At 52.0% G+C, this 11540-nt stretch carries 11 protein-coding genes and 2 tRNA genes; 9 read left to right on the forward strand and 4 right to left on the reverse strand.

Annotated features, from left to right (window positions below; all coding sequences use genetic code 11):
• Window positions 1-36: 36 nt before the first annotated feature.
• From E0E16_RS07525 to E0E16_RS07545, 3 genes are all read right to left on the reverse strand, one after another.
• Complete coding sequence (locus tag E0E16_RS07525) at window positions 37-1020, reverse strand: ISAon1 family transposase (protein ID WP_439650607.1); 984 nt, start codon at window positions 1018-1020, stop codon at window positions 37-39.
• A gap of 1 nt (window position 1021) precedes the next feature.
• A complete protein-coding gene (locus E0E16_RS07535; protein WP_130829820.1) occupies window positions 1022-1366 on the reverse strand; it encodes an ISAon1 family transposase N-terminal region protein in 345 nt (114 codons plus the stop codon).
• Window positions 1367-1862: 496 nt separating this feature from the next.
• Window positions 1863-2237 (reverse strand): RidA family protein, encoded by a 375-nt coding sequence (locus E0E16_RS07545; RefSeq protein WP_130829821.1) that lies wholly within the window; start codon window positions 2235-2237, stop codon window positions 1863-1865.
• A 345-nt stretch (window positions 2238-2582) separates the two neighbouring features.
• On the opposite strand from E0E16_RS07545, the gene E0E16_RS07550 reads away from it, so the two are divergent.
• From E0E16_RS07550 to E0E16_RS14330, 3 genes are all read left to right on the forward strand, one after another.
• Window positions 2583-4784 carry a sodium-translocating pyrophosphatase gene (locus E0E16_RS07550; RefSeq protein ID WP_130829822.1) on the forward strand — a complete coding sequence of 734 codons (2202 nt, stop codon included), beginning with the start codon at window positions 2583-2585 and terminating at the stop codon, window positions 4782-4784.
• 462 nt (window positions 4785-5246) lie between these two features.
• Window positions 5247-5720, forward strand: coding sequence for an Lrp/AsnC family transcriptional regulator (locus tag E0E16_RS07555; RefSeq protein WP_130829823.1), 474 nt, complete (start codon window positions 5247-5249; stop codon window positions 5718-5720).
• A gap of 63 nt (window positions 5721-5783) precedes the next feature.
• Window positions 5784-5906 carry a hypothetical protein gene (locus E0E16_RS14330; protein ID WP_255418145.1) on the forward strand — a complete coding sequence of 41 codons (123 nt, stop codon included), beginning with the start codon at window positions 5784-5786 and terminating at the stop codon, window positions 5904-5906.
• Here the strand turns inward: E0E16_RS14330 and lplA are convergent.
• Window positions 5882-7708 (reverse strand): bifunctional lipoate--protein ligase/lipoyl synthase, encoded by a 1827-nt coding sequence (gene lplA / locus E0E16_RS07560; protein ID WP_130829824.1) that lies wholly within the window; start codon window positions 7706-7708, stop codon window positions 5882-5884. The two genes, E0E16_RS14330 and lplA, sit on opposite strands and share 25 nt — an antisense overlap.
• A gap of 345 nt (window positions 7709-8053) precedes the next feature.
• On the opposite strand from lplA, the gene E0E16_RS07565 reads away from it, so the two are divergent.
• The 6 genes from E0E16_RS07565 to E0E16_RS07590 form a co-directional block, all read left to right on the forward strand.
• Window positions 8054-8737: a DUF4230 domain-containing protein gene (locus tag E0E16_RS07565; protein ID WP_130829825.1), complete on the forward strand. Its 684-nt coding sequence runs from the start codon at window positions 8054-8056 to the stop codon at window positions 8735-8737.
• Entirely contained in the window at window positions 8730-9356 is a 627-nt protein-coding gene (locus E0E16_RS07570) for a DUF4230 domain-containing protein (RefSeq protein ID WP_130829826.1), read from the forward strand. Before E0E16_RS07565 ends, E0E16_RS07570 begins: the two co-directional genes overlap by 8 nt.
• Before the next feature lie 12 nt (window positions 9357-9368).
• Complete coding sequence (locus tag E0E16_RS07575) at window positions 9369-10724, forward strand: MATE family efflux transporter (protein WP_130829827.1); 1356 nt, start codon at window positions 9369-9371, stop codon at window positions 10722-10724.
• 93 nt (window positions 10725-10817) lie between these two features.
• Window positions 10818-10892: transfer RNA gene (locus tag E0E16_RS07580), tRNA-Val, on the forward strand.
• A 6-nt stretch (window positions 10893-10898) separates the two neighbouring features.
• Window positions 10899-10980: transfer RNA gene (locus E0E16_RS07585), tRNA-Tyr, on the forward strand.
• A 240-nt stretch (window positions 10981-11220) separates the two neighbouring features.
• Window positions 11221-11540: hypothetical protein (locus E0E16_RS07590; RefSeq protein ID WP_181951318.1), on the forward strand; the 320-nt coding region annotated here is incomplete at its 3' end.

Consider the following 11540-nt stretch of genomic DNA (forward strand, 5'->3'; position numbering starts at 1 on the left):
GGGTCAGTCGTAAAACCCAGTTGCACCCCTCTCCCCTCATGCACATAATTTCATAAGCCTGTAAAGGAAGAAAGGAATATCCGTTACTCCCCTGAACTGTGCCCTGAAGGCTTTGACTTTTGCGTTGAAGGATTCAGCATTGGCATTTGTGGCTCTGTTGACAAAGAAATTGAGTATGCTATCATAATGGTTCTTAAAGGTGTCAATAACCGTATAGAAGTTGTCCACCCCCAACTTCTCCACCTTATTAAACCACCTTGCCAGTTTCAGCCTTGCTGCGTCCTTGATGCTTCCGGCATTATAAATATCGGTAAGTTCCATGGCCAGGTCATAGGCTTTTTTGAGTTCCGGGTAGTTTTCAAAGATTATTTCCGCCCTTAGCCTTTGCGATTCCGTCCACTTGGACTTGTGTTTAGTCAGTATAAACTTCGCCCTGGCAAGTAGTTGCTTACGTGTGTCACCGTTGCTATATCTGAATGGCTTGTAGGTTTCGTTCTTGGCTTTGGCTTCCTTCATCTCCTCATTTTCTCTGTCCCTTGCCATCCACCGGTAGGCTATGCGCATGTCGTCCAAAGCGTCATAGTAAAGTTTCTGCACATGAAACCTGTCACTGGTGATGAGTGCCTTGGGGAACACCGTGCGCGCAATGATCATCATAGAGGAAGACAAGTCGAGCGTTATCTCCTTGACAGTCTTTCTTTTGGAAAGGTCAATCTTTTCCAGAACACGGATCACATCTTCGGCTTTTGTTCCCCTGACCACAGCTACCAGCGTACCCCTGCCACCTTTGCCAGCCTTGTTGGTCAGAAACGTATAGACCTCACCGCTGCTTAGACAAGTCTCATCGATACTCAGGCTCTCTCCCAGGTTCTCATCAAACAGCAGCCAGTCTCCCGCATGCGACAACTGCTCCCACCGGCGATAATCGCTGAAATGCTCCTTGTATTGTTGGGAAAGCTGCTTACCGTCTACGCCATAATGAGAGCCGATACCTGTAATGCTCTCCGCAGTAGACTCAATTCTATTCTTTTAAAAAAGAAACGAACTCAGGGGATAGTTTGCTGCCCTCAGCCGTCAGGTCATCGTAAGAATAACTGAATATCTCACCCGTGGAACTGTCACGCCATTTTCGACGGCGGACATGAAGGTAAACGGGCTTACCACGAAGGGGAAAGTCTTGGACAACCCGTTCGGCGGTAAAGCCGTAACTGCTTACTGTGCCGGACTTGCGGTCTGCTTCTTCCATAAAGTTACGCTCATCCAACCAGAAGTCTATCTGGGAAATGCTCTCTTGGATATCTATCACATCAAAATAATCTGCGAGTATCTCTGGAAAGATACAACGCAACAATTGTTCGCTATTCATAATGCAAAGGTAACAAATACTTATGAAATTATGTGCATGAGAGGGAGGGGATGCAACTGGGTTTTACGACTGACCCAAACACAGTCGTCAAGTCTTAGAAGAATTAGGGTATGAGAATTTTGATGAATTTGAATATGTGATTGGAGGATAAACTGGTTTAATTATATACTCCACTGAGGCTATGGCTGTTGTTTCTGTGTTGCTTCCACTGACTATCTTGCCGTTACGGATATACTCCGCCAACTTGCTATTGGCTTTTCTTTCCCTCAGTTTCTTTTCGCAAAACATAACAATTTCGGAAAATATTTTTTTTACAGTCTGCCGGCTTTTCCGTTATCGGATGGGATGATGTGTCATGCAACTAAGGGCTTATGGCGTTCTTCGCCGGCTTCGCGACTTGATGTTTCGTGGCTCGATGCTTCGCGCTTCTGAAGGCAAAAAGCGGGAGTGCCCCACGAAGAAGCACTCCCACCATGAAGAATGATTAATTTGAAGTTTATTTCACTGCGATGCACTCCACTTCCACCAACGCGTCCTTGGGCAGCCGCTTCACCGAGATGGCGGAACGTGCCGGGAACGGCTCTTTGAAAAATTCGGCATAGACTTCGTTCATTGCCGCGAAGTCTTCCATGTCGGCAAGGAAGACGGTTGTCTTCATCACGTGCGACAGGTCGATGCCGGCTTCTTTGAGCACTGCCTGCGCGTTGAGCAGCGATTGGCGGGTTTGTTCCTTGATGCCACCCGGAGCGAACTGACCGGTGGCAGGGTCGATGGGGAGTTGTCCCGAAGTGATTACCAATCCGTTTGCCTCTATCGCCTGACTGTAAGGACCGATGGCTGCGGGTGCATTAGTTGTGTTTACTACTTTCATGATTTATTGCTTTATGATGTTCTACCTTTTACTTATCCGCAAAGTTAAAGATATTTTTCAGATTGCGCAAACATTTCGGAAAGTTTTCCGACGGAACATGAAAAAAGCAGGCTGTTCATCCGCCGGTCTGTTTTTTTTTGCGTTGAATACGGGTAAAAAATGGTGTTGGGATTGCGATATTATCTGTTTTTTATGTTAAAATCGTTTGAAAATTGTTGATTTATCATTTTTATCAGTACATTTGTCAAGAATTGTTACACTATCGTAACATTCGCCAAAGAGCGGGTCGCCCCCTCATGTAGCGGTGGGAAGCCCCGAATTGTTGAACCTAAACATCCGCAGCTTATGAACATTCCTGTAGTATTTTGGCTCGTACCGATTGCCTCGGTGATAGCATTGGCAATGGCATGGTATTTCTTCTCTGCCATGATAAAAGAGAAGGAGGGAACCCCGAAAATGATAGAGATAGCCGAACACGTGCGAAAAGGTGCCATGGCCTACCTCAAACAGCAATACAAGGTGGTGGCAATGGTCTTTGCCGTCATGGTTGTGGTCTTTGCCATCATGGCTTTCGTGCTGAAGGTGCAGAACCCTTGGGTGCCGGTGGCATTCCTCACGGGCGGTCTCTTTTCGGGCTTGGCGGGCTTCTTTGGCATGAAAACCGCCACCTACGCTTCGGCACGCACTGCCAACGCCGTGCGCCACGGACTGAACCACGGACTGAAAATTGCCTTTCGCAGTGGTGCCGTCATGGGGCTGGTGGTAGTCGGGTTGGGACTGCTCGACATTGCCTTTTGGTTCCTTCTCCTCTCCTATGTATATGAGGGCAGCGCGATGGCGCTCACCACCATCACCACCACCATGCTCACTTTCGGAATGGGTGCATCCACGCAAGCACTCTTCGCACGTGTGGGCGGAGGTATCTATACCAAGGCTGCCGATGTGGGAGCCGACCTCGTGGGAAAGGTGGAAGCTCACATCCCCGAAGACGACCCGCGCAACCCTGCCACCATTGCCGACAACGTGGGCGACAACGTGGGCGACGTAGCGGGAATGGGTGCCGACCTCTACGAAAGTTATTGTGGCAGCATCCTCTCCACAGCCGCACTCGGCGCAACGGCGTTCGCCATGAACGGCGACATGCAGCTGAGGGCAGTCATTGCCCCGATGATTATTGCCGCCGTGGGCATCTTTCTCTCGCTGCTGGGCATCTTCCTCGTGCGCACCAAGGATGGGGCCACGATGAAAGACCTGCTCCGCGCGCTCGGATTGGGCACGAACGTCAGTGCCGTCCTCGTGGCAGTGGCATCGTTTGGCATTCTCTATCTGCTCAGACTCGATAATTGGGTGGGCATCTCCTTCTCCGTACTGACGGGACTTGTCGCCGGTGTCATCATCGGACAGGCAACCGAATACTACACCTCGCACACCTATTCGCCCACCCGACACATCGCCGAAGCCGGCACGACGGGAGCCGCCACAGTGATTATCAAGGGTTTGGGCACGGGAATGATATCCACCTGCATCCCCGTCATCACCATCTCTGTTGCCATCATGATGAGTTATCTCTGCGCCAACGGCTTCGACATGGACATGAGTTCCGATGCCATCAGCCGCGGACTCTATGGAATCGGCATTGCAGCCGTGGGAATGCTCTCCACGCTCGGCATCACGCTTGCCACCGATGCCTACGGACCCATCGCCGACAATGCCGGGGGCAACGCCGAAATGAGCGAACTGGGTGAGGACGTGCGCCAACGCACCGATGCGCTCGACGCGCTGGGCAACACCACCGCCGCCACGGGCAAGGGCTTCGCCATAGGCAGTGCGGCTCTCACGGCCTTGGCACTGCTCGCCTCCTACGTGGAAGAAGTGAAAATGGCAATGGTGCGCGCCATGAACGAGGGCGAGCACTTCATCGACGGGGCAGGCAACGCCTTCGATCCGTCCACAGCCACCATGCCCGACTTCATGCAGTTCTTCGAAGTAACGCTCATGAACCCGAAAGTGCTCGTTGGGGCATTCATAGGTGCAATGGCAGCATTCCTCTTCTGCGGGCTGACCATGGGCGCCGTGGGGCGTGCCGCACAAGCCATGGTGGAAGAGGTGCGCCGACAGTTCCGCGAAATCACCGGAATACTCGAAGGCAAAGCCACGCCCGATTATGGCAGATGTGTCGAGATTTCCACTCGCAGCGCACAGCGCGAGATGGTCTTCCCCAGCATCCTTGCCATTGCCATCCCCATCCTCGTGGGATTGATACTCGGTGTGGCAGGCGTGCTCGGACTCCTCGTTGGCGGATTGGCTGCCGGCTTCACGTTGGCAGTCTTCATGGCAAACGCCGGCGGCGCATGGGACAACGCCAAGAAACTCGTTGAGGAAGGCAACTTCGGCGGCAAGGGGTCGGAATGTCACGAAGCCACCGTCGTGGGCGACACCGTGGGCGACCCGTTCAAGGACACCTCCGGCCCGAGCCTGAACATCCTCATCAAACTCATGTCGATGGTCAGCATCGTCATGGCAGGTTTGACCATAGCGTTCCTCTAAGAAATCAGACTTAAAAACGCACTTCGCAACCTGCTGATAATCAGGGGAATATTAATCTGAATTTAAAAGCTTACCTTTTGCACTGCAATTCATGACCTTTTGCACTGCAAAAGGTTAGCTTTTAAAAAGCAATGGCTAAGCTTTGCATGAACAGAAGAAAAACATTGTCGGCATCAAACAAAAAAGATTCCGACCGGACATCACGTCTAATCGGAATCAAAATCGCTAATTGTTGTACTAATATGATTACCCAAAATCACAATCTTATTACTAAGACTTATACCTTTAACTTTAACCTTCTACCTTAAAAACTTTAACCGTATTATCATTATTGCAATGCAAAGGTAGGCAAAAAATATTATATAAGCAAACTTTTTTGTGTATTTCGGAAAATTATGCTACATTTGCCCCCATATAGAGAATAATCAAAAATAATATTCTGAATTTTCAACTTATGGCAGAATGGAAATGACTGAAAACTTAGACGCCGTCGATTTGCAAATCTTGCGCATACTTCAGCAAGACTCGCATCTCACGGTAAAAGAACTTGCCGAGAAGGTGCATCTGTCGCCCTCTCCCACCTTTGAACGCCAAAAGCGATTGGAGCGCGAAGGCTACATAGAGCATTACATGGGGGTGGTGAACGGCAACAAGGTGGGGAACCGAATCCTCGTGCTCTGCAACGTAAGACTGAAGCAGCACACCCTGCCGAACATCAAGAAATTCACCGATGCCGTAAAGGACATCGAAATGATTACGGAGTGTTTTGAAACCAGTGGCGAATACGACTTCCAAATCAAGGTGTATGCCAAGGACATGAACGATTACCAAGAGTTCATGCTCAACACGTTGGGAAACATCGAGTGCATCGGAAATCTGCACAGCAACTTCGTGGTGTCGGTGGTGAAAAACACGCACGGCATCCCCATTCGCTGACAGCGACAAAGGAAAGAAAGACGGAGCGGGGACGCATGAACATTCCATTCCGAAACAATCGGAATGGAATTATTCATGTCCCGGAAGGAGCTGCCCCACCCCTCCGAAACGAACATCAGCCCCTTCGGAAAGCAAGTGTCCGATGGGTTGGCGCGCCACCCTCATTCGGCAGTTTCCGCCGCATGATAAGAAGAGCGCACGAGCGGACCGCTGACCACGTGGCGGAAACCCTTTTCGAGAGCAATGCGCTTGTATTCGGCAAACTGCTCCGGAGTAACATATTCGCTAACGGGCAGATGGTTGGCAGTGGGTTGCAGATATTGTCCGAGCGTGAGCCGCCGACAGCCCGTGGCAAGGATGTCGTCCATGGTTTGCAAGCGTTCCTCGTGGGTCTCGCCAAGTCCGAGCATGAAGCCCGTCTTCGCCTGAACTCCACGGCGAGCTATCTCCGCCAGCACCGCCAGACTTCGGTCGTATTGTGCCACACTGCGCACAGAGGGCGTCAGTCGGCGCACCGTTTCCATGTTGTGTCCGCAGACGTGCGGTCGCGTTTCCAGCACCTTCCCAAGCAGTTCCATGTTCCCCATGAAATCGGGAATGAGCAGTTCAATCTTCGTTTCCGGGTTCATGTTGCGCACCGCCTCCACCGTCCTCACCCAGTGGTCGGCACCATAGTCGGGCAAGTCGTCTCTATCCACCGATGTAATGACGGCATAGCGCAGTTTGAGTGCCTTCACCGTCTCTGCCACGTGGCGCGGTTCTTCCGTGTCGAGCGGTTTGGGTCGTCCGCTGAGCGTGTTGCAGAAGCGACATTTGCGCGTACACACCTCCCCGCCTATCATCATCGTGGCAGTGCGTGCCATCCAACATTCCGTTCGGTTGGGACAAAGTCCGCTGGTGCAGATGGTATTCATCTTATGTCGCGCGAGGATGCCTGCCGTTTCGCCCGAAGACTGTTTCGAGCGGAGGTCGATCTTCAGCCAATCGGGCTTCATGACGTGAGGCGGTCTGCCGAAGAGAAGCCGCAGGAACCGGTCGATGGTCAGTTCCCGGATGATAGTCCCGAGTTCGATACCCTCAAGTCGTTTTGCCACCGCCTCGCGAGTGAAGTCGGTTCCGCGCAGCACATCGAGCAGTTCGCGGTCGAGATCGCCTAGCAGGAAATAGTCGCCCATGAGATTGATATTCACTATCTTGTTGTTTTTCAATTCTATGTGCGCCTGAATGGTGCCCACTTCCGGGAACCGTTTTGAGCGTATCTCGGTGTATTTCGGGTTTTTCCCATAAGTGAACTCATCGGAAGCCAGTTCCCGTTCAATCGCGGCGATGGCAGTCATGTCTGCCTCGGTGAGCGTGCGCCCCTCGCTGCCACACATATATTCCCGCACGTAAGCGATGAAATCCGTTATGCCGAGTTCGGTGTATTGTCCGATGTTCGTCACGCGTTGCGCCACCGATGCCACCCCCTTGCTCCGCAGCTTCTCACCCGAGGGCGTGAGTGCCTTCGAGAGGTGTTCCAAACGTGTGTCGAAGAGGAGTGAGTTGTGGAGCACGCTGCGCCCCTTGAGCCGGTAGAAAGCACTGCCTGCCACCTTTCTCCCCTCCACGAGGATGTCGTTCCTGCCCGATAAACACGCGTTGATGTGCAGCGAGCGAAGCATTTCCGCCACTCCCTTCATGTAATCGACGAAGGCCGAGCTGACATTCTCTGCGAAGGAGATGTAAGAAAACTGCAAGCAGCCTCTGTCGGCATAGATGCAACCGCCGCCACTCTTTCGGCGAAAGATGTCCACGCCCTCACGTCGGCAGTAATCGGTGTCCACTTCGTTGGCGATAAGTTGGTTGCGTCCGAGCATGACGGTGGGCTCTACCTGCCACACCATGAAGTAATCGTCGTCGGTATAGGTGCGTGCCACATACTCTTCCACGGCGAAATAGAAAGGCAGCCGGCGGATTTCCGCGCTGTCGGGAATGATGATGTATTTCATTGTCTCCTTGTCGTTTTTGTTTTGTCTGTCCCGCGGAAATCGTTCCCGCGAGTTTATCGGGCTACAAATGTACGAAAAAAAAGGGAACGAGCCACTTTTTCGCTTTTCTTTCTTTGAAAAGTGAAATTAATTAAATGTACAAATAAAACTCCGAAACAGCTTCTTTGGATAAGATTTTAGGGTTATTTATAATTATAAGTTTGCAATCCCACACGAGCTTTTGTCCTAAAACTCGCCTTCCGACTTGCATAATCGGGGGGAAATTCCTAACTTTGCGCCATCGAAATCCCCATCCGCGCCAAGAGAGAAAGGTGGCGAACAATGGGGCAAGACTCAGCAACGCTTATGAGAAAAATCATCCTCTTCCTGCTTACGGCACTGCTCGCCGCCGCCTGTTCCAAGCACGGCGACACCACACCGGCAGCCGAGCCAATCGACACGATACCCCTCATGGTGCTGAAGGTGAGACAATGCTCGCGACTCTACACCACAGAATATCGCATCAGAAAAATTATCACTCACAACGACAAAGCGAAAGTGTCGGGAAAACTCTTGCAAAAAGATTTCAGCCTTGACTTGCCACTTGGCGAACGACGCATCGCCATTCCCGTCAGTGCGACACTGAAGGCATACATCGACTTCGACGGCTTCAGCGAGGCGAACATCCGGCGCGAGGGAAGCAAGCTCAGCATTACCCTGCCCGACCCACGCATCGCCCTTACGGCGACAAAGATAGACCACGATGGCGTGAAGCAGTACGTGGCACTGACTCGCCGCAACTTCACCGATGAGGAACTGACTGCCTACGAGCGACAGGGAAGAAGTCAGATTCTCACTGCCTTGCCGCGGACGGGCATCATGGAACAGGCAAGACGGAGCGCGGCGCGACAACTCCTGCCCATCTTCACGGCAATGGGCTATAGGGAGGAAGACATCACGATAAGTTTCAGAAAACAATTCACCGGAGCCGACCTCTCCTCGCTGCTCGATGCCACAACCACAGAGAGAAAGGGGGCAAGCCATGATTAGTCTGCTTCGGTTCATCGGCCAACACGCCAAGGCAGCGGCACTGCTCCTCGTCATCGGCATCGCACTAATCATCGGATTGCTCAACTACTGCCACCGGCTGAACACCGGCAATCACGTGGGCATAACGGTGGACAACCGCATCGACATCACGCCGCAACAAATCCAAAGCATTCGCGACATGGGCGAATGGGAGTTCCTTGCCATCGACGACGAAGAACTGGTGGACTCCGTAAAACCCGGTCTCTTCATCGATGCGGAGCTGGCGCGCATCTATTACGGAACTCTCCGGCTCGGCATCAACCTCGGCGAGACCCGACAGGGATGGATTCGCGTGGAACACGACAGCGTGATTGTTGCCACGCTGCCCCCCATCCGACTGCTCAGTCAGGATTTCATCGACGAGGCACGCTCCCGGTCGTTCTTTCAAAAAGGCAAATGGACGCCACAGGACATGAAACGGCTCTACGACATTGCTCATCGGAAAATGCTCCAACGCTGCATGACGAGGGAGAACATCGACGTGGCGAGGGAGAACGCACGCAGACAGTTCACCCAACTGCTCAAATCCATGGGATACGAGAACGTCTGCGTGGAGTTTGAGAAAGAGAAAAGAAAATAAAGAAACCGAAGCATGTTCACGCAAATAAAGCCTTATTACACGCATTATCGCGCCCTGACGCAATTGGGCGTTCCCATCATCATCGGACAAATCGGAACCATCGTGCTCGGTTTTGCCGACACGCTCATGATAGGTCGGCACAGTACGGCGGAATTGGGTGCGGCAGCGTTCGTAAACAACATGTTCGTGCTCGTGCTCATCTTTGCCATGGGCTTCGCCTACGGACTGACCCCCATCGTGGGCTCGCTCTACGGAAGGGAAGAGAACCGGAAGATAGGCGGAATGTTGAAGAACTCGCTCGTGAGCAACACCTTGTTGGCATTCTTTTTGGTAGGCGTGATGACACTGCTCTATCTGAACCTCCACCGACTCGGACAGCCCGAAGAGCTTCTGCCCCTGATGCGACCCTATTTCATCGTGAATCTCCTCTCGCTGCCTTTCGTAACATGGTTCAACACCTTCAAACAGCTCTCCGACGGCACCACCGACACCCGAACGCCCATGTGGATTCTGCTCGGAGGCAACCTGCTGAACATCGTGGGCAACTACGCACTCATCTACGGCAAATGGGGATTCCCCGAATTGGGACTTTATGGCGCAGGGCTCTCCACCATGATTTCGCGCATCGTCATGGCAGTGGCTTTCGTGGCAGTCTTCCTCTTCATGCCTCGCTACAAAGTGTATAAAAAAGGCTTCGGCGAACTGCCAATCAACCGCACCGACATCCGCCGTCTGTGCAAGATAGGATTCCCACTCAGCATGCAAATGGGAATGGAGACGGCAGCGTTCAGCCTTAGCTCCGTCATGGTGGGATGGATTGGCACGACATCGCTCGCCGCCCACCAGGTGATGCTCACCATCTCGCAATTCTTCTACATGGTGTATTACGGCATGGGAGCAGCAGTGGCAATTCGCGTGAGCTACTTCACCGGACAACGCGACTACAAAGCCGTGAAGGCGACGGCGGCGGCAGGCTTCCATCTCATCCTGCTCATCGCACTCGCCGTGTCGGTGCCCGTGATGGCGTGGCGCGACAGCCTGGGAACCATCTTCACCGATGACGCCGACGTGAGCCGCCTCGTGGCGCAAACCATCATCCCCCTCATCATCTATCAGTTTGGCGACGGCATGCAGTGCACCTACGGAAACGCCTTGCGCGGACTCGCCCACGTGAAACCACTCATGTACACGGCATTCCTCGCCTACTTCGTCATCGGATTGCCCCTGGGCTATCTCTTCGGCATCAGAATGGAAACCGGACTGCTCGGCATTTGGCTCGCCTTCCCCTTCGCACTGACCACTGCCGGACTGCTCTATTATTATCATTTCCTGCGAAGACTCAAACAGGTGTGGCAATACAACCGCTGAACGAGAAAAGAAAAAAAGACAGAAAAAGTTGCAGAAAAACTTGCACGTGCGAAAAAAAAACATTACTTTTGCACCCGCTTACTGAAAAAGTAAGGGCGTTTAGCTCAGCTGGTTTAGAGCATCTGCCTTACAAGCAGAGGGTCGGCGGTTCGAATCCGTCAACGCCCACCCATCGGGTAGTTTCCAGAGTGGCCAAATGGGGCAGACTGTAAATCTGCTGCTTCTTGCTTCGGTGGTTCGAATCCATCACTACCCACTCCACGCACACACCACCGAATCCTTCACGAGGGTTCGGTTTTTTCTTTCCCCGCTTGGGAAAACAAGGGCTTGATTTCAAACTTTCCATCCGACCACCGCCACGAAAAAAGATGACAAAAACAGAAACCGGGGCATGCCTCCCAACCTGCTGATAATCAGAAGAATATTAATCGAGATTCAAAATGTCTTATACGGATTTAGCTTGTCACAATTCTGACTATAAAAAAAGTAAGAAATTATGACAAAACGTAAAACCCCGCGCGAATTTTCGTATTCGTTCAAGCTGCAAGTGTTAATCGATTATTATTCTAGCGGTGCTTCTCAAGCGTCCATATTGCGTAAGTGGAATGTGTCTAGTGGTTCAATGTTCCAATGGCTGAAACGTTGGCCCGTTGATTCAAAATCGTTATCTTTGCCCTCGGAAGTAATCCAGAGGTATCGTATGGCTCATAAAGAAACGAATTTGACAGACAATGAGATATTGCGCCAGAAGATAGTGAACCTCCAACACGCATTGTCTTTGGAGAAGATGCGCAGCCGTGCCTATGAGAAACTCAT

This window comes from Prevotella rectalis, from assembly GCF_900607215.1.
GTDB lineage: Bacteria > Bacteroidota > Bacteroidia > Bacteroidales > Bacteroidaceae > Prevotella > Prevotella brunnea.

Bases quoted from the DNA above. Each gene is read 5' to 3' on its own strand.
- E0E16_RS14330 (WP_255418145.1), top strand. From the start codon at position 5,784: ATGGAATTATTCATGTCCCGGAAGGAGCTGCCCCACCCCTCCGAAACG.
- E0E16_RS07570 (WP_130829826.1), top strand. From the start codon at position 8,730: ATGATTAGTCTGCTTCGGTTCATCGGCCAACACGCCAAGGCAGCGGCA.
- E0E16_RS07550 (WP_130829822.1), top strand. From the start codon at position 2,583: ATGAACATTCCTGTAGTATTTTGGCTCGTACCGATTGCCTCGGTGATA.
- E0E16_RS07555 (WP_130829823.1), top strand. From the start codon at position 5,247: ATGGAAATGACTGAAAACTTAGACGCCGTCGATTTGCAAATCTTGCGC.
- lplA (WP_130829824.1), bottom strand. From the start codon at position 7,708: ATGAAATACATCATCATTCCCGACAGCGCGGAAATCCGCCGGCTGCCT.
- E0E16_RS07565 (WP_130829825.1), top strand. From the start codon at position 8,054: ATGAGAAAAATCATCCTCTTCCTGCTTACGGCACTGCTCGCCGCCGCC.
- E0E16_RS07575 (WP_130829827.1), top strand. From the start codon at position 9,369: ATGTTCACGCAAATAAAGCCTTATTACACGCATTATCGCGCCCTGACG.
- E0E16_RS07535 (WP_130829820.1), bottom strand. From the start codon at position 1,366: ATGAATAGCGAACAATTGTTGCGTTGTATCTTTCCAGAGATACTCGCA.
- E0E16_RS07545 (WP_130829821.1), bottom strand. From the start codon at position 2,237: ATGAAAGTAGTAAACACAACTAATGCACCCGCAGCCATCGGTCCTTAC.